This window comes from Mycoplasmopsis canis PG 14 (assembly GCF_001553195.1).
GTDB lineage: Bacteria > Bacillota_I > Bacilli_A > Mycoplasmatales > Metamycoplasmataceae > Mycoplasmopsis > Mycoplasmopsis canis.
On record NZ_CP014281.1, the window covers coordinates 467,794 to 492,529 of the forward strand.

General features: G+C 28.2%; 16 protein-coding genes and 1 tRNA gene. All 17 read right to left on the bottom strand.

All coding sequences use genetic code 4. The features are described 5' to 3' along the window. Positions 1-6: 6 nt before the first annotated feature. On the bottom strand, positions 7-681 hold the full coding sequence (locus AXW82_RS01805; RefSeq protein ID WP_004794562.1) for a hypothetical protein: 675 nt from the start codon (positions 679-681) through the stop codon (positions 7-9). Between the two features lie 184 nt (positions 682-865). Next, a complete protein-coding gene (locus AXW82_RS01810) occupies positions 866-2,242 on the bottom strand; it encodes a dihydrolipoyl dehydrogenase (RefSeq protein WP_004794559.1) in 1,377 nt (458 codons plus the stop codon). Positions 2,243-2,402: 160 nt separating this feature from the next. Further along, positions 2,403-3,494 carry a M42 family metallopeptidase gene (locus AXW82_RS01815; RefSeq protein WP_004794558.1) on the bottom strand — a complete coding sequence of 364 codons (1,092 nt, stop codon included), beginning with the start codon at positions 3,492-3,494 and terminating at the stop codon, positions 2,403-2,405. 118 nt (positions 3,495-3,612) lie between these two features. Further along, positions 3,613-3,696 (bottom strand) — tRNA-Leu (locus AXW82_RS01820). A 15-nt stretch (positions 3,697-3,711) separates the two neighbouring features. Then, on the bottom strand, positions 3,712-4,212 hold the full coding sequence (locus AXW82_RS01825) for a dUTP diphosphatase (protein WP_004794556.1): 501 nt from the start codon (positions 4,210-4,212) through the stop codon (positions 3,712-3,714). Positions 4,213-4,464: 252 nt separating this feature from the next. After that, entirely contained in the window at positions 4,465-6,258 is a 1,794-nt protein-coding gene (gene dnaK, locus AXW82_RS01830; RefSeq protein WP_004794554.1) for a molecular chaperone DnaK, read from the bottom strand. Positions 6,259-6,358: 100 nt separating this feature from the next. Then, entirely contained in the window at positions 6,359-7,183 is an 825-nt protein-coding gene (gene grpE / locus AXW82_RS01835) for a nucleotide exchange factor GrpE (protein ID WP_004794553.1), read from the bottom strand. Positions 7,184-7,191: 8 nt separating this feature from the next. Continuing rightward, entirely contained in the window at positions 7,192-8,199 is a 1,008-nt protein-coding gene (locus AXW82_RS01840; RefSeq protein ID WP_004794552.1) for a heat-inducible transcriptional repressor HrcA, read from the bottom strand. 61 nt (positions 8,200-8,260) lie between these two features. Further along, entirely contained in the window at positions 8,261-8,728 is a 468-nt protein-coding gene (locus AXW82_RS03715) for a hypothetical protein (RefSeq protein WP_004794550.1), read from the bottom strand. Between the two features lie 15 nt (positions 8,729-8,743). Next, the gene (locus tag AXW82_RS03720; RefSeq protein ID WP_223212170.1) at positions 8,744-9,361 is read right to left on the bottom strand and encodes a transporter; all 618 of its coding nucleotides are present in this window, start codon (positions 9,359-9,361) and stop codon (positions 8,744-8,746) included. A 15-nt stretch (positions 9,362-9,376) separates the two neighbouring features. Next, positions 9,377-10,744 (bottom strand): V-type ATP synthase subunit I domain-containing protein, encoded by a 1,368-nt coding sequence (locus tag AXW82_RS01850; RefSeq protein ID WP_004794545.1) that lies wholly within the window; start codon positions 10,742-10,744, stop codon positions 9,377-9,379. Positions 10,745-10,755: 11 nt separating this feature from the next. Further along, positions 10,756-12,081 carry an ABC transporter ATP-binding protein gene (locus AXW82_RS01855; protein ID WP_004794544.1) on the bottom strand — a complete coding sequence of 442 codons (1,326 nt, stop codon included), beginning with the start codon at positions 12,079-12,081 and terminating at the stop codon, positions 10,756-10,758. Beyond that, positions 12,068-13,222, bottom strand: a complete 1,155-nt coding sequence (locus AXW82_RS03790) for an ABC transporter ATP-binding protein (RefSeq protein WP_408633543.1) — start codon at positions 13,220-13,222, stop codon at positions 12,068-12,070. Before AXW82_RS03790 ends, AXW82_RS01855 begins: the two co-directional genes overlap by 14 nt. Before the next feature lie 853 nt (positions 13,223-14,075). Then, positions 14,076-15,110, bottom strand: a complete 1,035-nt coding sequence (locus AXW82_RS01865) for an ABC transporter permease (RefSeq protein ID WP_004794539.1) — start codon at positions 15,108-15,110, stop codon at positions 14,076-14,078. Further along, on the bottom strand, positions 15,110-16,141 hold the full coding sequence (locus AXW82_RS01870; protein ID WP_004794537.1) for an ABC transporter permease: 1,032 nt from the start codon (positions 16,139-16,141) through the stop codon (positions 15,110-15,112). Before AXW82_RS01870 ends, AXW82_RS01865 begins: the two co-directional genes overlap by 1 nt. Before the next feature lie 3 nt (positions 16,142-16,144). Next, positions 16,145-19,156, bottom strand: coding sequence for an ABC transporter substrate-binding protein (locus AXW82_RS01875; protein WP_004794536.1), 3,012 nt, complete (start codon positions 19,154-19,156; stop codon positions 16,145-16,147). A 7-nt stretch (positions 19,157-19,163) separates the two neighbouring features. Next, on the bottom strand, positions 19,164-24,599 hold the full coding sequence (locus AXW82_RS01880; RefSeq protein WP_004794535.1) for a PDxFFG protein: 5,436 nt from the start codon (positions 24,597-24,599) through the stop codon (positions 19,164-19,166). Between the last annotated feature and the right edge of the window lie 137 nt (positions 24,600-24,736).

The window sequence follows — 24,736 nt, forward strand, 5'->3', positions numbered from 1 at the left end:
AAACCTTTATTTTTTATTTTCTATTTTAATGTTTTGGGTAAAAACTTGTGATCCTACTTTATATTGAATTTCTAAAATTCTTGTTTCACTATTAAAAGTAGCCTCAAAATGTTTTTCTTCATCACTTGTTCATTTTAAATCTCTTGGTTCTATTTCTTTTTTAATAAATAAGATTGCGTGATTTTCTTTAGCAACGCCTTTTTTATAACTTCTTTCTACGGCTAGATAAATATTTTCTCTAACATCTTTAGTAGGATCCGTTCTTAACCCATATATTTGCATTTTTAAAGAATTGTTAGTTAAACCATTTTTATACTTAACCTTTATTTGATTATCAAATAAATCACCAACTTTTTCGCTTGTGGATAAAATAAATGCATTTTCATATTTTGTATAATCTATCGAAACTTTATTTTCTTCGTTATTTATAACTTCTTTTTCATTATTTTCAATATTATGATTATTTGTTTCTTCTTTTGGTGTCTCATTTGTTTTGTTGTCTTTAGCAACTTTTTCAGTACTACCATCGTTAGAAACAATAGAGCTATCCTTTGATTCCTCATTTGTTTTGTTCTCAGCTTCTTTTTTATTTACATTTGTTGCTTTCGAAGTTGTGCAAGATACTGAAAAAGTTATAGGTAATAAACTTCCAAGTAACATTATTTTTTTAATATTTTTCATTTAATTTCCTTTCAGTTTGTAGATGAAAATTATATATTCAAAATGATGAAAAAAATAGGTAAAAAGTGCTGAATCTTGAGCATCAAGATATTTGTTTGTGGAATTAAACTTTCCATATATAATAAGATATTTTTATTCATTTTTTATAAAAATAGCAGGTAATTATTGCCTGCTATTTTTGAATTTACTTTTTCGAAAATACATAATTTCTTGAACCGTAATAAACTGCTTCAGCTACAGTCGGGTGAGTAAATGGATTTTTTTGCAAATCCATAAACGAAATCTTGTTTGAAATAGCTAGTGCTATTTCGTTAATAATTAAATGTGAACCTTCTGCAAACATAAATGAACCTAGTATTTGGCCATCGTTTTTAGAAACCAAAAATTTAATGAATCCAAGTTCTTTTTCTAAGTTATCTGCATAAGCTCTTGGAAGTGCTGATGTAGGTATTTTTATAATATTAAATTCAATATTTCTTGATTTTAATTCTTGTTCAGTAAATCCAACACCCGAGAATTCCGGATTTAAATAAACTGATCAAGGAATTTGCTTTGCTTCGAATATTTCACCTTCTGAATTTTGTTTTAAAATTTCCTTCGCAATAATATCAGCTGTTTTATAAGCAACCGTTGAAAGCATTAAAATTCCGGTTACATCACCTAAAGCATATACACCTTTAACACTAGTTTCCATTTTATTGTTAACTTTTACAGAACCATTTTTGTTTAGTTCTAAATTAAGTGATTTAAACGAATCATTATTAGCTACTCTTCCTGCGGCAACAAGAATTTTTTCTGATAACAATGATCCTTTTTTGCCATTAACTTCAAATTCAATATTATTTCCAATAAATTTTTCTATTTTCGCATTTTCAATTATATTAACATTTCTTTTTATGAAGTATGACTTAACAGTTTCTTGAAGATCAATGTCAAAGTTATTCATAAATTTTCCTGCTTCTAAAATTGTCACTTTTGAACCTAAAGTAGAATAAAAGTATGCGAACTCAAGTCCAACTGGACCTGAACCTATTATTGTAAATGATTCAGGTTTTTTGTTTAAATATAAAGCATCAGTTGAGTCAATAATAAACCCTTTAGATTTAGAATCTTTATATCCTTCGATGTCCAAATCTCTACTTCTTGCGCCTGTAGCTAATACAAGTTTATCTGTTTTAATCATTTCTCCATTAACTGATAAAGTATTTTTGTCAATAACTTCACCTTCACCAAAGAAAATTTCAACACCTGCATTTTCAATTGAGGCTTTAATTGCTCCATTCAAAATTTCTTTATTTACTTGTCTTCTGTTTTGAATTTCTTGTAAATCAAAATCTGCATCCTTAGTTAAAATACCGTATTCTTTTGAATGTTTCAATGTTTCTAAAACTTTTGCACTTTTAATTAATGTTTTTGTTGAAATACATCCTTCATTAACACACGTTCCACCAAAATGTTTTCTTTCAATTAATGCAACTTTTTTTCCATTTGAAGATAGAATATTTGCTAAACTGTATCCACCAGGACCAGCACCCAAAACTACAACGTCAAATTCTTTCATATTTCTCCTTAAATATATTGTTTATTAATTTGTTTAGACAGGAAAATTATACATAAAAAAGTAAAAAGTTATAAAAATAAACAAAAATAGATAAAAAAATAACTTTTTAATATTTTTGTTTATTTATGAATAATAAAAAACATAGGAAAACCTATGTTAATTATTTATAAGAAATTTTTTCTTTATATGTCTCTGGTGTTAAATCCTTTATAAATTCTGACATTAAATCAATTGTTGCTTGAATATCTAATAACGAAGCCACACCAATTGGGCTATGTAAATATCTTTGAGGTATTGAGATAGTCATTACAGATGATCCACCGGGAGCATATTGTAATTCAGCTGCATCAGTACCGCCACCAGCTGCTACGTATTTGTATGCTGGAATATTTTTATTTTTAGATATTTCAAATAAATAATTAATTAGTTTAGGATCAGGTAATGTGCCACCATCTTTTACTAATATACTTACTCCCTTACCTAAAACAGGTGTACCTTCTATTGCGCCAGTAGTATCGTGTGCTGCCCCGGTATCTACAGCAAAAGCAATATCTGGATTAATTATTTGAACAGATGTTCTAGCTCCTCTTGTTCCTACTTCTTCTTGCACAGTTCCTACTAAATAAACATCACAACCTAGATCAATATCAGCAATATTATTAGCAATAAACTCTAAAGCTGTTACACCAGCTCTATTATCCATTGCTTTTCCGCCAATAAGATTATTTTTTAACTCAATAGTTTCTCCGCTCATAAAAATCTTATCACCAATATTGATTTTGTTTTCTTCAACTTCCTTTTTTGAAGAAAACCCTAAATCTACGTATAATTCATCGTTTTTCATTGCTGATTTATATTTCTCATCAGAAATAATATGTATACTTGTGTGACCAAATACACCATAAAATCTTTCATTTGTTTCTGATGAAACTACGGTTGCTTTTGTTCCAATAACAGTTGAAGGTCAAATTCCACCTATTGGTGTCACCATTAAATTACCATTATCCTTGATTGTTCTAACCATATAACCAACTTCATCCATGTGAGCTGCCAGCATAACTTTTGGAGCATTAGCTTTTTTAGATTTTTTATAAAAAATTATTGATCCTAATTTATCTCTTGAAATTTCAAAGGCCCCATTTTTAATACCATTTCTTAAACTTTCTGCAACAGGTTCTTCAAATCTTGATATAGCTTCGATTGACATATAATGATCTAATCTTTTAGCTAATTTTTCGTATTTTTTATCCATTTTACTCCTTTACTATTTCTGAATACTAAGTGATTATATTTTAATCTTTTTTTTAGAAAATAAAAGACCTAAATGCAGAAAGAAATAAAAAAATACACAATAGTGTATCATTAAATTTTGGTGCCTTAGACAGGACTTGAACCTGCACGGATTTCTCCAGCGGATTTTGAGTCCGCAGCGTCTACCATTCCACCACTAAGGCATAAATGTATAACAATTAATAATTGCTATACAATCTTTTATAGTTTGTTTGATTCTTTAAAAAATAAGCTTGAAATAATTCACCATAATTATAACCCAACATCAAAAAACTTCCAAGCGCAATTTCAAAAGCTTTTTTAATAGTTTCTTTATTAGTATCCTTCATTATGTCAGTTATACTTATAAATAAATTTTTAAATTGAATATTGATATCGTTGTATTCATTCTTTATAGGTGTAAATTGTGGTGATACATTATGTTCATAAGATAAAGTTATAAAAAAATGTAATAAGTCAGCAAATTCTTCAAGTATCTTTCGTTTAACTTGATTCTTGTTTTGTTTTCAATATTTAAAAGATTGAACTTCGTTTATAAATTCTCCTGCCTCAACTATTAAAGCAATTAATCTTTGCAATATAATTTCTTTTTTATTCAAGTTAGGGCATATGTTTTCTCTTTTTTTATCAATTTCTTTATCAAGTCTTTTTTGCATTTCGAATAATTCAATCAAATTCATTATGTTTATATTATAATATTTTTTTGCTAATTATAAAACTATAGATTTTTTTGTAGTTGCATGGTGATGCACAGAGACAATTACAAGATTATAATTACGGTTCTGAAAAAGAAATTATTTTTATTGATCACTTATATTTTATATAAAAAGATTTTGTGATAAAAAAGATGAAAATATTTCCTAAATAATTATGTATTGACATTATAAAAAAACATATACAAATAAATGTATATGTTTGAAAATTATTAAATTTTATTCTTCTACAACTGTTGCAGTTTCTTCCTCAGGTGATGAATTATTTTCATTTTTTGCATTTTGTTGAGCGGCGTAGTTCGCAAAATTATGCATCATATTCTCTACTTCATCTAGTTTTGTTTTTAATGCTGGAATATCTTTTTTATTAATTAGTTCTTGTAATTCATTTATCAATTTTTCTGATTCTTCTTTTGATTTAGGATCAAGTTTATCACCTTGTTCAGCATTAGCTTTTTTAATTTGATCAATTAATGATTCAGCTCTAACTAAAGTTTCTGCTTCTTCTTTACGTTTTGCGTCAGCTTCTTTATTAGCTTCAGCTTCTTTTATCATTTTTTGAATTTCATCTTCTGATAATTTTGATGAGTTTGAAATTGTTATAGTTGCATCTTTGTTTGTTTTTAAATCTTTTGCTGTTACAGTAGTAATACCGTTAACATCAATTGAAAAACTAACTTCAATTTGAGGTTCACCCCTACGAGCAGGCTCAATTCCGCCTAAATTAAATTGCCCAAGTAATTTATTATCTGAAGCCATTTGTCTTTCACCTTGCACAACTCTAATTGTAACCTCTGTTTGGTTATCTGCTGCTGTTGAGAAAATTTGACTTTTTGTAACAGGTATTGTAGTATTTCTAGCGATTAATGGTGTTGCGATTCCTCCCATTGTTTCAATCCCTAATGTTAAAGGTGTAACATCTAGTAATAAAATATCATCAATGTCACCAGCTAAAACAGCACCTTGTATAGCTGCTCCAATTGAAACAACTTCGTCAGGGTTAATTGAACGGTTTGGTTCTTTTCCTAAAGTTCTTTTTACCATGTCTTGAACTGCAGGCATTCTTGTTGAACCACCTACTAATAATACTTCATGCAAGTCTTTTGATGTAATCCCTGCTTCTCTTAATGCATCTTCAATTGGTTTTCTTGTTCTGTCCAATAAGTGTGAAGTCATAGATTCAAATTCACTACGTTTTAATTCTAGTTCAACATTTAGTGGTCCGTTTTCTGTAACAGCCAAGAATGGTAAGTTTATTGTTGCAACTGATTGACTTGAAAGATCTATCTTAGCTTTTTCAGCAGCTTCTTTTAATCTTGCTTTAGCCATTTTATCATTTGAAACATCGTAATTGTGTTCTTTCTTGATTTGATTTGAAATTCATTTAACAATTTCATTATCTCAATCATCTCCACCTAGGTGGTTATCACCACTTGTAGAAAGTACTTCAAATGTTCCGTCTTCTAATTCTAATACAGAAACGTCAAATGTTCCACCACCAAGATCATATACTAAAACCTTCATTGATTTGTCTGTTTTTTCCAAACCAAATGCTAAGGCAGCTGCCGTTGGTTCATTAATAATTCTTAAAACATCTAATCCAGCAATTTTACCTGCTATTTTTGTCGCTTCACGTTCTGCGTTATCGAAGTAAGCTGGAACAGTAATAACTGCTTTAGTAACTTTTTGTCCTAATTTTGCTTCAGCATATTCTTTCATATATGAAAGTATCATTGCTGAAACTTCTTCCGGTTTATAATCTTTATTATTTGCGTGAACTGTTTTATCAGTACCCATCAATCTCTTGATTGAACTAATTGTGTTAGGGTTTGTTTCAACTTGACGTTTTGCCACATCCCCAACTATTATTTCTCCATTTTTAAACCCAACTACTGATGGAGTTGTTCTTTTTCCATTTGGATTTTCTAAAACAACTGGATTTTTACCTTCTATAATTGATACTACTGAGTTTGTAGTACCTAAATCAATTCCTAATACTATTTCTTTTGCCATTTCATTCTCCTTATTAAAAAATATTAAAACTTTCTAAATTATTAAGTTGCTTTACTTGCAACTAATATAATTATAACATAATTTTTAGCAGTCAAAACATTTAATTGCTAATTTTTTTAGATAAAACTACTGATGAAGGTACTATTACTCTTCCATTCAAAGAAAATCCGTATCTAATAACTTTAATTATTTTATTGTTAGATTCCTCAGATTCTTTAAAATCAACAACTTCTTGGAGAGCAGGATCAAATTCTGAATTTATTTCAGGTTTAATTAACTGGATATTATTATCATTCAACAAACTTTCAAATTGTTTTGCGACAATATTAAATCCGTAGACATAATTATTTACCTCTGCACTTTGAGAATTTTCACCAGCCTTTATTGCACTAATAAAATTATTATACGGTATCGCAAAGTCCTCTGCAAAACTTTGTAAAGCATATTTTTTGATCTCTTTTTTTTCTTGATCTAACTTTTCTTTATATTCATTAGTAATTTGTTCGATTTTTTCTTGTGTTTTAGAACCAAACTCATTTGCTTTTGATTTATATGCTTCAGATAATTTTATAATTTCTAATTCTTTTAATGATAATTTCGCTTCAAGTTCAGCTATTTTTTTCTTTAATTCATCATCATTTGTTTTTGATGAATTATTTTCTAATAAAACAATTTCTGATATCTCGACAATTGCTTTTTTACCAGCAAAATCTCTTATTGAATAGTTTTTAGGAAAACTGAATTTAATTTCTAAATTGTCTTTTATTTTTCTTCCATTAAGATAATCATCAAAACCAGGTAAATATTCATTTTTCCCAACAACTATCTCATATTTATTTGAATATTCACTAATAATAGCATCCTCGATAATTAATTTAAAATTTGCTTTTAAAATGTCATTGTGTTTAATCTTTATATTAGTCATGTTTTCTCCTATTTATTATTTATTTCTTTCAAAATTTTATCAAGTACATTTATAGCAGTTTTCATTGCATCAAAATCCGAATTCATTGCTCCAACAACAGATATTTCTGTTATTTTTGAATCACTTTCAATTCTTTTTGACATATATGTACCAGATGAATCTACTGCAATTTTAATATTCTCGTTTTTATCAGCTTGTTCTTGAATTTTTTCTCACACTGAATGTTTTTCAACTAATTGAATAAGATTATTTAAGTCTTCTCTTTGTATTTGATCACTTAAAATAATGTTATTTTTTCCATATATTTTTTTATTGTTTCTTTCTTGTTTAAGATAGCTATTAAACACTTGATTTACTATAGAATCAAGTATAGATTGATAATTGTTTACTGATTGAGCCAAAATATCTTTGAGTAAAATAACTCTATCTGATAATTCTTTTAAAGGCGAATCTATCAATCTTTCTTTAAAAATTCTAACAGCCACTTTTAAGTCATTCCCATCAATTTCTTTGGCAAAAGAAATTATTTTTGAAAAAACTTCACCTGTTGAAATAACCAAAACAACTGTAGCTTTATTTCTTTCGAAAGGAACTATATCAATGCTTTTTAATAGTGCATCTTTTGTAATCTCGTTCGTTACTAAAGTAATTCCAGTAATCTCTGTTATTATATTAGCAGCTGTTTCAACTGTATTATCTATTTCTGAGTGTTTCTGTTTTAAAACTTCATTTATTTTATGTCTCATTTTATCTTCTCAAGATTTAGATAAAAACTTTGCATAATAATTAAGGCCTTGCACAGTTGGTGTTCTACCGCTTGAATTATGTGATTTTTGTAAAAAACCTAATTGTTCAAGCTCATTCATTATGTATCTTATTTTTGCACTTGAACATTGTATTTCATTACTATACTTATTTATTAAGTTAGAACTACTAATAGGAAGCCCATCTTCTATATATGAAAGAACAGTTCATTTTAAAATAGGTTCTATTTTCTTATTCAATCTTTGTTGCATATATAAATTATAGCATAATAATAAAAAAATTAGCAACATTATAATTTTGTTGCTAATTTTTTTACAATTCTATTAAAACATCTGTTCTTGTTGCTCTTTTTAAATCAAAACTGTATGTTGATTCATTGTTAGTTAAAGTAAGGCTTACAAGCAAGACATCTTTACCATTATTTTTACTTCTAAATTCTTGAGTTAAATCAATTTCTAATATATTCGAATTAATTTCTTGATCTTTTTTTGTTTTAAATGTATTGACTACATTATCTTTATTGACTCTTGAGTTAAAATTGAAAGGATCATATTGAGCCCCTCTTTCAACAAGCGAAACTAAAATGTTATTTAATTCAAATTTAGATAAGTCATTATTAAATTCAATATACAATTTATTATCTTTTTTGTATGTATCAACCATTTTCAAAGCTGAATTCAAAAAATCATTTACAACTATTTTTCTAGGATTTTGAATTTCTAATCAGTTGCCTTTTATTTCAACATGAGTAACAGTATATTCCTTTACGTTTTTAATCACTTTATTATTATCTTTTTATGATGTAAAAAGTGTAGGGCGCAAATTCGGGTCTTCTGATGGTGAAAATACCAAATTACCATCATTATTTTTTTTAACAATTAGTTTTAAACCTGCATTATTCGGTATATTTCCTGTCTCTATTGTAACTGGATTAGATTCATCATCTTTAAATATTACTGAATATCTAAACTTTACAGCAAGCTCATCGTTATTGTTCGCTAAGTCCACTTGATTTTCGCCTAGCAAAGCAATACCAGAAAAACCTATTTTACTTTTTCGAGAATTTTTAGTTCTTTCTTTATCACCTCTTGGTTCAGGAAGTTCGATTATTTCTTTTGTCTCATTTGTTGATTGATTATTTTCGCCAGAAGGCTCTACAGGTTGGTCACTAGGTTGTGCAGGTTGTGTGCTTGGTTGTGCAGGTTGGTCACTAGGTTGTGCAGGTTGTGTGCTTGGTTGTGCAGGTTGTGTGCTTGGTTGTGCAGGTTGGTCACTAGGTTGTGCAGGTTGTGTGCTTGGCTGTGCAGGTTGTGTGCTTGGCTGTGATGGCTGCTCTGGCTTTGCACAAGCTACAATACCAATCGGAGCCATTGCAATTGGTAAACTTAAAAATATTTTTTTATAGATTTTCATTTTTATTTCCTTTTTTTATTTTATTCTCTCATATAAGTTTTTATAACTTCTAAATACCTCATTTGGGTTAAATCCTGAATTTGAACCTTCTATATTTTCATAAACATCTTGAAAGAAATATCCTTCAATGATAACTTTATCAATTGTATATAAAAGTATAGAGATCATTTTTTTTATAGCTTCATCTGAGACATTTACTTTTTGATTAAATAAATATTCTTCTTGATTTGTTCCTGGATGAGTTTGTAACTTAAAGAAACTACTTATAACTTCTCGTCTTAACTCTCTAAATTTAAATTTTAACTCATTTTCTTCATTAGTTAATTTATAAGTACTTAAAGTTTCCGGAGCTTTACTAGAAATTTTGACGAAATTATTTTGACCACGAAACTGTAACACATTAACAGGGTTTGATTTATTTTCAGAAGTTGTTTCGGAGTTAACTATAGTTGAAGGGTATGGATCTTTTTGAGCAAATATTCAATAATTACTTGGCCTATCAGGTTTATATTTTCTCACTTCTGTAAGTAACTCATTTTTTATGCTATTGAAATTTGATTCATTTGAATTAATGACTTTTAATTTATATTCATTTGCTGTAATTGGGTTTCTTGATTGTAAAAAATTTAGTTGAAATGTTAATTCTGTATCTTTTTTCAATCTAATTAGACTATTTAAAACTTTATTTTCAAAAACATATATTTCAGTAAATTTATTTTCTTTACTTTCTAATTCTGATAAAAGTTCGCTTCTTTTTTCTTCAGCAATATGTGTATTAATAATATTTTTTACGTTATTCTTAAGTAAATTAATTTCGTTTTCTTTTTCTTTATTAAGAAGATTCTTTATCTCATTATTTATTAATGACTTTTCAGAAACTTTATTGAGGTTTCTTATCATTTTATCGATTTGTTCTTTGGATTCATTACTTAGCAATAAAAAGAAATTATCATTTTTAATATAAGATATTTCTTCAGCTATTTTTTCCTTTATTGTAATCTTGAATTCGTTTAAATTTTCTCATTTTTTTAATAGCTTTAAATTGGTTATTAGTAAACCTTCAACATCTTTATCAAATTCTGCGTACTTAATTTTTTCTAAAATTACTTTCTCGTATTTGTTAATTAAAGAATCTCTATAACTTAGTAATTCCTCAGCTGTTTTCTTAGAATCAATGTCTTTTTTGTATTCTTTTTGCTTTTCTTTATCAGAAATTTCGTTTACAAAATTGTTTAAAATATCTAATTTTAAAGCTGTTACTTCTTTACTTTCTTTGTTCTCAACATTATTTTGTACTTGATTTGGTGAACAAGAAACAATAGTTAATCCAAAAGAAGATGAAAGAAGACTAGACAATAATAAATGTTTTTTAATTTTTTTCATAAAACCTCCTTTTAGTATTTTCCATTTTTTCAATCATTAATTTCTTGCTGTGTGCCAAGAACATAATGATCATCATTAATTTTTATTCATTCAGGTTGATTATCAGATGTATAATTGTGCATTCTTATGTTATATACATAACCAATCAAACTACCTTTTTTGCCTTTTATAGAAGGAACAGCATCTAATAAGCTTTTTGTGTAGGGATGTAATGAATGGTTCATAATTTCTTCTGTTTTACCAACTTCCAATAATCTACCTTTGTTCATTACCGCAATTCTGTCTGAAATATATTCAACCATACGCAAGTCATGTGCAATAAAAAGTATTGTAAGATTAAACTTTTCTTTTAGTTCATTAAATATATTTACTACCTGCGCTTGAATTGACACATCAAGAGCTGAAATAGGTTCATCAGCAACAAGTAATTGTGGTCTTAATACAACGGCTCTAGAAATACCTATACGTTGTTGTTGTCCCCCCGAAAACTCTAGAGGGTATCTTCTTAAAACAGATTCATCTAATCCAACTGAAATTAAGATGTCTCTTACAAGTAATTTTCTAGCATCTTTTTCAGCTAAGGATTGCATTTTATCACGTTCAATTTTATAATTCTCTAATAATACTTTTATTTCTAATAAATTAAGTTCTTTTAAATAATTAAAGAATTCAATATAAAGGGCATTATAGGCAATATCGCTATTTATAGCGATATTTTTATTCAATTTATCCACATATTCATTTAATGATTCTTCAGAAAGTGCACTTTCATTAATTTTATTGAGAATATCATTCAAAACGTTTTGGTCGAAGTTGTATAATCAAATTTCTTTTGCGTTTTTAGTGTTCATTAACCCTTCTGAAACAACTGATTCTACATTTGCGTGTGGATTTAGTGAGTTTGCAGGGTCTTGGAAAATCATTTGTACTTTATTAACTAAAAAGTTTTCAATCGCTTTATACTCTTTTAATGATTTTCCAAACTTAAGACCTCTTGACATTTTTTTAGGTAATACTTTATCAAGAAGTTTTATTTCACCAAAACTATATGGGACAAGTCCTACAAGTGTTTTTCCTATTGTGCTCTTACCTGAACCAGACTCGCCCACTAGGCCAAGAACTTCACCTTCATAAATGTTTAAATTTAAATCAGTAACAGCCCTAAATGATTTCATACCTGAGCCATATGTGATATCAACATTTCGTAGTGTTGCTAGAATTTTTTCATTGTGCTTTGGCATCAACATGTCTTCTACACCACGGGTTTGATATCTTACGTGTTTTACTTTTCTAAAAGGAAATTTCTTTTCAACATATTCAATCTTATTTCTTTCCATGTTTATCTAAATATTCCTTTCATAATTCTTGAATTAGTTTTGGAGCATAATATTTTTGCGCTTTATCATCAAGTAATGCAGATTTAACTCTGTGTGTTTCTGATATTCAATAAAAGTCAGGTTCTAAATCAAAATCTTTACCTAATGCATAATCATTTCTAACAGCAAATGCATCACCCTTAATTTTATTAAGGTTTGAAGGTACGCTACCTCTTATCGTTGCTAATCTGCTTCCTTTGTTAACATCTGGCATACTTGAAATTAGTCCTCAAGTATAAGGATGTTGAGGATAATTAAGAATTTCTTCTGCAGTACCTTCTTCAATTATTTGTCCAGCATACATAATAGAAATATAGTCAGCTATAGAAGCAACTACTCCTAGGTCATGCGTAATAAATACTATAGATAGTTTTAATTTTTCTTGTAAGTCTTTGATTACATCCAAAACAAGAGCTTGGACAGTTGGATCAAGAGCAGTTGTTGGTTCATCCATAACTAATATTTTAGGCTCTAAAGCAACAATTGCAGCAATAACAACACGTTGTATCATTCCACCTGACATTTCGTGCGGGTAAAGTTTCATCACAGCTTCTGGATCGTTAATTTTTGTTAACTTCAGAAATTCTACAGCTCTTAAGTATGCTTCTTTTTTATTTTTAACAACTTTATTAAGAAGCATACCCTCCATAATTTGAGCTCCAACTTTCATTGTTGGGTTTAAAGTAGACATTGGATTTTGGAAAACTGCCGAAACAACCCTTCCTCTATAGTGTGATTTTTCTCAGTCATTAAAGTTAAAATTCTCTACATTATTATTATAAAGTTTAATTTCTCCAGAATCTATAACAGAATTATCTCCTGTTAAACCGTATAATAGTGATGTTATAACTGATTTACCTGAACCAGATTCACCAATTATTGCGTGAACTTTACCTTCGTAAACTTCAAGAGATGGTCCTCTTAAAACTTTATTCTTTTCTCCTGGTCTAGCTGGATTAGTGAATGATAAATGGATATCATTGATTTCTGCAGCTATTTTAATTCTTGAACCATCACTAAACTCTTTATATTTAACGTTCTTTGAAAATTCTTCAAAATCAAATAACGGTTGCTTTTCTTTTGAAAATAATTTTTTAACTAATCTTCAAACAGTTTCTTTATTTGTGTGTTGGCGTGAGCAATTGCAGTGATAAATTCTTCCGAAATATTTTTCAATGTTGCAAATTTTAATTATTGTTTTTGATATATTTTCATCAAATTTTTTTGATTTTTGAACTCTAATAACCTTTGGTTTATGATAAAAACCTTTTTCGCCGTAATATGAATCGTTTGACAAATTCTCTTCTATAGTTTCTTCGTTTATTGGACCTGTGTATATGTCTTCTTCAAGAATTGTTTTTAAAATTTTAGATGAGTAATGTTTTTTAGGTTTTAAAGTTTCAAATTCGGTTTCTTCGTTTATTGGTCCTGTGTATATGTCGTGGTTTTGAATTATGTAATTCTTAATTTCTTTAGTATTTTTTTCTTTTAGATCTAAATTGTTAAAAATTGTTTCTTCGTTTATTGGCCCTGTATATATTTCTTCTTCAAGAATAGTTTTTCTTGTTGATTTTCTAGGTTTTTTATTTGAACTAGCTACCTTTGTGGTTGATTTTGTTTTTGTGGCCGTTTTTTTCTTAGCTTGTTTTTTAGGTTTTACAGTTTCGAATTCAGTTTCTTCGTTTATTGGTCCTGTGTATATGTCATCGCTAATAATGGGTTTTTTTGTTGATTTTCTAGGTTTTTTTTCTTTTTGTTTACTAGAAACTTGAGCTTTTTTCTCTTCTTTTGCTTTAACAATTCTTTTTTTAGGTTCTTTAATTTCTTGCGTTGGTTTAATTTGTTCTTCAACTTTTATGTGCAATAATTCGTCTTGTTTATTTTTGATAGTTGTTTTTAATTTTTTAGGTTTTTGGAACTTATATTTTTTTGAATACTTTTTCACATCTACCTTCCTATCTTTGTCTTCTTAAAGCATCTTGCAAACTAGCACCAATCAATTGAACACTAGTTGTAATTAAAATTAAAATTGAAGATGGTACAAAAACATATCTTAAATAAGTTGGAAATTGTTTTTGCCCTTCAGAAATTAAATTACCTAATGTTGAAGCATCATCAATTGCTAACCCAATGAAAGCTAATGATGTTTCAGATAATACTACACCAGGAATCGTAAAAACTAATTGAGTAATTAGAATTGGTAAAATAACTGGTATGTAGTTGAATAAAATTTTATACATAGGAGTTCCAAGAACTTTTGAAGCTGAAACTCATTCAAAGTGTTTTGCTCTTTTAACTTGAGCTCTTATTTGGTTAGCCATACCTGTTCAAGAAGTTAGTGATAATGAAAACGCAATAACTCAGAAACTTGGACTAACAACAATAGTCATAAGAATTAAAATTAAGATAGTCGGTACAACAGAAATAATTTTAATTATAAATGTAAATACTCTGTCAACTCTTTCGAATTGTCCCATCATAATACCTATCGTTAATCCTATCATAACTTCTATAATAGTTACTACTATAGCTAAAGATAATGAGTATCTCAATCCGTGTCAAAGTCTAGCCCATAAGTCACGACCAAGGTGATCAGTACCTAAAATATGATGTGTACCACTACTATCTGTTGAATTAAATGTTAAATATCTATTATTAACATCAGTTAATTGCGGATCTAAAGTTGTGAAAGGTATTATTAACGCTAATATAATTAAAACAACAAGCAAAACAAAACCTAAAACACCACCAAAATTTTTAGAATATCTATAAACGAATTCTTTAAAGGGCTTAGCTTCCTGATTCATATGTTGATTGATCGAAAAATCTATAGACTTTCCAATGATTTTTCAAGCTTGATATTGAAAAGGCGCTAAAAGAGGGTTAGGTGCGGTATCTAAATTAGCTAAATTTGTTTCGCCCAATTCGTTTCTATTCTTTAATCTAGAAACATAATTATCAAATCTATCTTTAATACTTTTTTTAGACATTAAGCCCCCTTTCTTCTAACTCTAGGGTCAATAACTTCATAAAGTATATCCCTTGTAGCATATGAAACAATTGTTAATAAAGCGAACATAACAATTAAAAATAAAATAATATTGTAATCCTTGGTTTGTATAGCTTGTAATAATAAAGCACCTGAACCTGGAATAAAGAATATTTGTTCTATAAAAATACTTCCAATAAATGAGCCAAAAATAACAGCAGGGAAAAATGTAGCTATAGGGAATAAGGCTGGTTTTAAGGCATGCTTCCAAACAAATCTGTTCTTTGATAAGCCTTTCAAGTATGCGAATTTTGCATGAACAGAATTTAATTCTCTATTTAGTTCTGTTCTAATGTATTTAATATAAACGATTATACTCCCTAATGAAAGAGCCAGTCCAGGAAGAATGTATGTTAAAAGATTTTTATCATTAAAAATGTATGGTAGCCCAACTAATCTCCCGATGAAAACTAAAACTAATGCAAAAATAATTGAAGGTACTGATGAAAAAATACTTACTATGACTGTTGAAATATTATCAACTCATCCACCAGGGTTTTTTCCGACCCAAATACCTACTGAAATACCGATTGTTACCGTTAAAAATACAGCAAAAATTCCTACAAGAAATGATTTATAAAATCTGACTCATACAAAATCTTGAATTTCTCTTCCAGGAAATAATGAAATCGAAATACCAAATTCTCCTCTAAATAGGCCGGCTATATAATTTAAATATCTTTGAAAAATTGGTAAATTTAATCCGTATTTAGCTTCTATTGCTTTACGAGCAGCTTCATCAAGACCTGCAGTCAATGAATTTGACCCAGGTACCGCATTAATTAAAAAGAAAGTGATTGTAATTACTATTAATCCAATAATAAAGAACTCTAAAATTATCTTAGAAAATCTAATTAATGATTTTGATAAAGCAGAATCAAAAGAAAATAATTTTTGAAAAATTGTAAAATCTTTGTTTCTTTTATTAACAAAGAAAATTTCGTTCAAATCTATATTTTTGTTTTTAGACATTTACTATCTCTCCTTTCCTCTTGGCAATCCTGGTCTTGGTGGTCTTGTATAATCGTATGCATATTGTAATGAAAATCTATAAAGAGAATCTGTTCCACCAACTCTTGTTATTTCTCAGTTAGTATCAACTTCCATAAGAGGAATAATAAATGCTCCGTCTCTAACTATTTTCTCTAGCTCTCCAATAAATACATAAATATATTCTTGTGTTCATCCTTCTTTAAATTCACTAGTTGTAAAGTTAGAAGAAAAGAAGGCACTTAATCTATCGCTATATTCTGTTAATGATTCATTATTTTTAATAAACGAAAGCTCAATAAATTTCTTTCAAAAATCAAAACTAAGCTTATCACTTGATTGTATTGACTGTTGAATGTTTAATCTTTCTTTTGTTTCTTTTGTTTTCTCGGCTATTTCTTCGATAGACATCGTGTTAAATACATAACGTTTATACGCATTTTTAACTTTTGAAAATTTTATGTTTGAATTTTTGACCAATAAATATTCAAGTATGTAAGAAACAAAATCATTAGTGTATAAAGCGCCTAAATTCTCTGCAAAAACTTTTGAATATTTTTTGACAAAAGTATTAATTTCTGTATTTGTTGTTGCTTTTTTAAATTCTTCTTGTGCGTTAGTATTAATTTGATTCTTAATTGAATTTATTTGTTCATTTAATAATGAGACAAATGTTTCGAGATTGTTATTTAATCCTTGTTTTTCTAATAGTAAATCAATAATATAATCACTATAAACAAATGAACCAACTGGGTTGTTTTTAAAACCAATTGTTTTTTGTGACAATGAATCTATCCCATCATTTTTGAAGAATGTTGAAACATAGTCATCAGCACCGTTACCACCTATTTTGTCATAGTTTTGGTAAATAATGTCATACTGCCCTTCTTCTATGAATGCAGCAAAAGTGTTTTCTGGCAAGCTCTTTAGCTCCAAGTCGATGAAATCACCAAAAGCTACCTGTAAGGCTTCACGCAAGAAAAGACCTGCATTTTTTTGTTCATCACTAGAATTGTTTAGATATCTTAATGAAACTTTTTTCAAACCTGGATATTTTGCTTTAAATTTATTCATGTAAAACTTAGCTGTTTCCAAATTATATGCGATATCTTTTCTTACTGTCTTTTCAAAAGTAAATGATTTTGCTAAGTGAACAACGAAGTCATAATTTTGTAATGGATATTCCTTGTTATCCTTAGTTTTTGAAGATAAATCACTAAAATATGTTTCAATATTTCTTCCATTTTCTGTTTTATATTGACCATATGAGGTAAATGTATTTACAGGGAATGAAAAATCTCAACCAACAAACTTAATTATGTTTTCACGATTAATAGCAAAATACATAGCGTTTCTTAAATCCTGATCTTGTAAGTAACTATCACCATTTGTTTCATTGTCTAAATTAAACCCATAAGCAATTGTGCCGTAACCAGAGTTTTTATTTAAATAACCTTTATAATCTTTGTTTGATCAATATTTGTTAATTTTTGTTGCGGGAATATAGGTTTGTGAAATATATCCATCTTCAAAAAATGTTGTATTAATATTTCTATCTGATGAAAAATAAATTTTAATTTTGTTTGAGATGGTACTTTTAGCATCAAAATATTCATTGTTCTTTGTTAAAACTATTTGTCCTTGAGGACCTAAAACTACATCACTTGGATCCATTAAAAACGGACCGCTTGTTAAGAATAATTTTGGATCTGATCCATACTTATCAATACCTTCAGCTACTGTTTCAACATACTTTCTATTAATTGGATAAATATTTGTAATAATATGCGATACTAAAAATACTAAATTAGGCGTTTTGTTTGCATCGAATATCATTGAAAATGAATTTTCAGAATTTGATATTTGATTGTATGTAGACACAATTTTTGAACCTTCTATATTAAAATCTTGATATGGATTTAAAAATTCATTCTTTTTTAAAGTAACGCTTTTTTTAACGCCGTTCTTCTGGATAATAAATTCTTGTATATCTTTATCTAAACTGAATCCAGGATTATGAACTAAATTTTCTTCAATCAATTCATTTGTATAATCTAAAAAGATTTGACCTGTATAAAATCCAAATGATAAAGCTGCTTCCTTGATTTTATCAACATCTTCTTGATCAATGTAATTGCCATTTTCGCCTTTAATTTGAGGTTGTCAAACCAATTGATTAGGGTCTTGCACATATTCTCCAAAAGAATTTTGTATATATCTTCTACGTCCGAATGGGTTTATATAATTTTTATTATATTTAGCAAGATATTCTTTTTGTGCATTAATAAATTTTTCAGCACCTCTTATTCCGAATTTTAATATTTGGTCTAATTTTTGAGATCCGGTATTTAGATCCAATATGTATTCAAAATAATCTCTTAAATCTTGTGCGTTAATATAATCTCCATTACTTCAACGATTTAATTTATTGTTTAAAAATCCAGTTAAAGCCATGTAATTACTTGAATTTTTAGGGTTTCTAAAAGCGTAAATTGTAGATGTTTTAACAACATCTGAAGTAGAAGTAGCTTTACCTAACCCTCCAACTAAGTTAAAGTTAGTTAAGTCAAAGTAAGATGTAGTTGTTAAACCAAAACCATCTTCTTGGGCTAAATCATTTTTTTGTTTTCAAAAGTCATCAAATGATGAAGATATTTCATTTTGATCATTAACAGTTTTTGATGTATCTACCATTAGCATTGTAAAAGGATTTGTCTTTATTAATCTTTTTAAAGTATTATCAGGTCCATCTTTTATAAATGAATCAACCAGGGATGGCAAAATTTTATCTACTGATTTATATTTTACGTAATTTAAGTTATTAATTGGCTCTGTTGCTAATCCTAAATCATAATCAATTGATGCAACTTTTCTTGATGAATTTTCACTATCTGTTACAGAACTATTAGGAGTACATGAAACAACACCTATAACAGAAGATGTCATAGATGATATCGCTAATAATGTTAATAATTTTCTAATCTTTTGTCTTTTCATAAAACTCCTATCCTGTGATATTGAATTGAAAATCAATTGAAATAATTGTTTTTCCTGTTTTTTCATCATTTGTATTAAGTTGATTTAGAACTTTTATAGGTGCTTGTGAGCTTGTTTTACCATTTTCTGCTAAGGATTCTAATGATCCTAATTTAAAATCTTCAACAAATTGTTTTTCTGAATCAACAAATTCCATAATATAACTATGTTTTGGTTTTAATAAAGTATCTCTATATTTTCCCATAATTGCAAAATCAGAAACTCATGAAGTGTATCCCAAGTCTTCTACAGTAACTTTTGAATTAACATCTCCTTGCTTTTGTAAATAGAAAATATTATTTGTTTTTTCAATATTTATTGGCAGGTATGATACTTCTTTAGTTTGTGTATCTGTAAATTTAATAAATTTAATTTTTTTAGCTAAGTCATTTGAGAAATATCCGTACATAGCCACCGCATCTTTTTCTTTATTCCTGAAAATTCCTGCAATGTTTCTAGTTCCAACACCGTAATTTAATAATTGAGAAATAAAGAATGCTTTTGGTCTTGAAGTAATTTGTTTTCCTTCAAAATCCTTCAATCTAATATTACTATCTTGCTTTTCTGTACCATCATCATTGTATAATTCCATACCAATTTCTTTTTTCTGGAATCTATCCTTAAAGTAACCATTGTTTCTTGTGATTAAATTTGAAAAATATGATGAGTTTCTGGTTTCTGTACTTGACATGGTTCTTCTTTGAGTACCTAGTAAATCTCCATAAATTCTTGATCTAATTGCACCTGTTTTATTATTTCTTAACGATGTTTCTTCGGTAATTGTTCTTATATATTCACTTCTTAATTTTTCGTATTTTGATTTTTCACCTGCTTCAAAAGGTACTCTTTTACCGTCCACTAATTTACCATTATTTCTTAATGCGTCATTAACTCTTCTATAATCATTTTCATAAAGCTTTTTACTTTCATAAAAATCATAGAAAATCTGTTTTGATTTTGGTAAGTATTCATCATATCTTTTGGCTCTTATTGTTTGATATACAGCTGTGTTTATGTGGGTTTGATTATTTACTCTATCATTTCAGAATTTAAGTTCAGTAGCATCAACAACGTAATCTAAACCAGTTTGGGCTTCATTAACACCAGATATAAATGAAGGCAATCCTTCAAAATCATTTCAATTAGGTACATAAGTAGTTTGAACATAATCTCTTGTTAATGTTTCAGCTATGTTATAAATGTAATCGGTAAATTTATCATTTAATAAAGGTTCAACTCTTGTTAAGTTGTAATTTATTACATCACTTGAAGGTTGACCGTTACTAAATCCTGGAACGTAGATATCAAAACCTGTATTATCTCTAGTACCATGAGCGTCAAATCACATTAAGTTACCAGTTAATCTATAAAGATCTTGAGTATTTAAACTATCAATTATTCCTTGTACTTTGTCACCGTGATTTTCGTTGAATACTCTTCTTACAAAATCAACTAATTCATTTTGAAGGTCATTAACATCGAATTTAAACCTTCTTGTTGCCTCGTCAGGAATTAAGTTTTTATCAAAAACAAATGCTTCTTTAAATCCTTTATCATCAAATGCAACTCCATATTCAGAAGAGAAAATAGCCATATTTTCAACAAGATTTTTGGCAGGATTAAAGTCTTTAACAAAAATAAAGTGTTTTGATTTAATAAAACGCTCCATAATCTCATTAGCTAATGCTTGTTCATTGTCTAAAATTTTTGCTAATTGAATTTCTAAAATATCTAAAAATGGTTTAGAAGCCTCTTTGAATTCATCAAAATCAATTTTTGTCTTTACATAATTAATATCTCAATTGAATTTTGCAACTACTTTTCCATCAACAAATTCTTTGCTTGCTAATGAAGCTTTTGAGTAGTCTACTGAAGTATATTCAAAGAAATCTTCCAATTTACTGAATGCAGGGTACTTGAGAGTATTATTACCTCTTTTCACTTCAGCAAATTTACCAGACGGATATGCATTATATAATGGTTTTGTACCATCCAATCCTCTATTTATATTGCTTAATGCAATTTTTTTAATATTAGCTTCTAAAGTTGCTTTATTAGTTGTTGAATTTGAAAATAATCTTTCCGATTGTACTTCGTTATTATCATTTAAAAATACAATATCTTGACGTGAACCACGTACGGGTAAAATGCTTGTTAAATCTGTTCAAAATGCGGAATGAAAACTATTTTGGAATGATGCATCTACTTCAATGCCTGCTCCCCTAAGGTTGTCAAGAATTTGCTGATTTTTGGCAGTTAGTGAATTTGGTATACCAGCATGGTTAGTTTTTGGCACAGAATATGATTCCGCCTTTGAATAATTATTATTTGTACCATTAACAAATAATAAAGTATTGTTTGTTTGTGATAATTCGTAATTATTTAACGTGTGAGTTTCACTTGGTGTTGAAGCAAAACCTGAATTTAGAATATCAATAATTTGATCTACTAATGAAGATTCTTTTTTGATAGCTGTATATTCAAAAGCTTTTCTTGTGTTTCCACCTGTTCTAACTATATTGTTTTGACTTGGATCAATTTCTGAAGCATCATTTCTATATAGAAGATTATCAATAAAATATTTATCGTTAGTTGTTTGTAATATTGAAATAACGCCCATTTGTATTTTACCGCCAAGTGTTGAATTTGGTGTGTTTCACCCTGATTCTGAAACTTGCCGTTTAATTACTTCAATAAAACTTTGTCTAATAAGTTCAATTTTTTCATCTATATATTTCAATTCTTCCTCTGTTAAAGTTTGATTTAAAGGTACAGCAATAACAGGGTTCCCATCACGATCACGCATGTTGATTTTTACAACTTGTCTATCATCAACTTCACCATTACCTGGTTTTGGTTTGTTAAATGTAACAGGATTAATTGTAAATAAATTATCACTGTTAGAATTAAATACTAATGCTTCACTATCTAAATTTAAATTTGATCCATCTTTGATAAAACTAAGAAGTCTTTTGGCATTTACTTTTTCAAATGAATAATTATCTTTTTTTCCTGAGAATGACTCAAGAACTCCACGAATAAATGGATTAAGCGTACCAGATTCTTCATCGAATGAGTTTGCAATGAATAAATCACCAAGATGTACATTTCTTAAATTAGCAGCTTCTTTTAACCCTTCGAAAGTTTGTAAAAATCTTCTTTTTGGATTATCTAAAATTTTGTAAATATCATTTCTTAATCCATCACCATTTCCTCAAATATCAGATTTTGTCTCAACTTCTTTTGTGCCATCTTTTTTGATATAAGTAAATTTTACAAAGCTTCCTTTGTCACTTTCCTTACCTAAAGAATTAACTCTTGTTACTTCTAAATTAGTTCTAGCATCAAGATAGTTTTTAAGAGCATCTATTGAATAATATGAGGATTCATTTAATCCTCCCCTTGTAGAAAGACCTCCTACAACAACGGCTCTACCATTATCATTTAATGCCTGACTTTGATCTAAAGTATAATGGTGACCATATTCATGAGCACCAACGTATTTTAAGAAATCAGTTGATAGTCCATTAAATCCAGGAATGCTTGCGGATAACAATAAAGGAAGACCAATTCTATCTGTATCATTTAGGCCATAGTATTCACCTTCTTCAATTGAGTATTCATAAACGAAATCTTTATTAATTCTCTTTACAATATGAGGTCCATTTCTTTTTATTCTTAAATGAGGGAACTTTCTTAAAACTTTATCAACTAAACCATCATATGTTTCAACAAAAACTTGATACTTTCTGCTATCTAATCCTGTAATTTTCGCACCATTTTCATCAACTAAAGATACATCCTCAGGGCCTGCTTGAAGAGCTATAGGTGTAATAGAACCTTTATATCCTAGAGCAAACTTAAATTCAGCAAATTCATCAAAATCATTTTCGCTCATATTTTTTGCATCAAAACTCTTTGTTATATTTTTAGAAAATGTAGCGGTAAAAACACCGTTCTCAACATTTAATGATTCTACTTTAACGTCTACTAAAATTTCGTCTTGTTCAGCTTTTGATAATTTTGTAAATTTTTCAAAATTAATTTCTTTTTTATTCAAATCTAATGCTTCTGTTTTAGATTTGTAGAATTTATAACCATTCTTAGATTTGTAAGCTCATAAAGTTTTTTTTGTACCATCTTCAGCAAGTTCATAAGATTTGTAATCATAAAAATCTAAAAAGTTTTTTATTTTACTATCTAAAATATTTTTATAAGCACCGAATGCTGAATATCAAATCGGATCAACCTCACCCTCAAACATTGAAAAAGCATGATTTTTAGGTTCATCTTCAAATGAGAATTCAACTGTTAATCTCGGATTTCCATCATTATTATCAACTGATGCCTTAACCACCTTTGCTTTTTTAAACTGTCTTTGCGAATTTGAACCTTTAAATGAGTTTTTAAAAATATTTAAGTATAAGTCGGATTCTGATTTATCCTCAAAATTCTCGTTTAAGTATTTTTCAAAGTCTTCTAATGAAGTATTTACAGGTAAAACGAATGTTCCTTTACCTCTATTTTTTTCTCTAATTGTTTCAAAATATTCGTTTTCTTGTATTGGTTCGTTCTTTAAAACTAAAAACTCACTTCCAACTAATTTATGAGGATTAATTAATGATAAGAAAACAGAACCAGAGTTATTATTTCTGGCATTTTTCAAAGAAGTAGAAATAGCTATAGTTGATAAAAAGTCATCCACATTTTTCTTTGCGGTTCTATCCTGAAATAACGAATAAGATAAAGCATCTCTAGCATTTCCGGATCCTGATGCCCCAGAATAAATAGGCATAGACCCAAAGAAAGCGTCTGGGAAAAACTTAATTTCACTTGACTCTTTATGTGTTGTAGAGTGAGATCCTAATGTTATAGCATTACCGTTTTGTTCAACACCTGGAACAATTCTAAAGCTTTCTAATGTTAATAAATCAGGCCCTCAAGACACGTTGTTAAAAAATCATTTTGTAAATTCGATGAACTGTGCAGGTTTAACAGCCATTACATACTCGTTATAAAAACTAAATGAACCGTATTTAACTTCTAAAATAAAACTTTCTTGATATATCTCAAAATATTTTTTAAAAAATTCATCAAAGTTATATTCACTATTAGGGTTGTTTAAAAAGCTAAATTTATCAAATGTAGAATTAATACTTCCAACAATTCTTTTTTTAGATGGATCTAAAATAGCTATTTCTGGTTTTAAGTTTGATTGTTCATCTCTTATTGAAGAAAAATCATTTCTAAGATCTTCAGGTTTTAAGTTTGAATAAGTACCATTTACTTCATCTGAATGCTTTGCAAATAAAAACATTGATCCTATTGCAGAACCAGAAACCAAGGCTATTAGCCCTAATGATAATAAAACTTTTGTTTTTAAACTTAGTTTTTTTCTTTTCATAAGTACCTCATTTTTTACATTTATTTATATAAATAAATAATAAATTAAATAATAATTTAAATTTTATCATAAATAGGTATTTTTTTGAATTAGAAATTATCATTTAAAAATATTGTTTTTGTCCATAATTTAAGCTT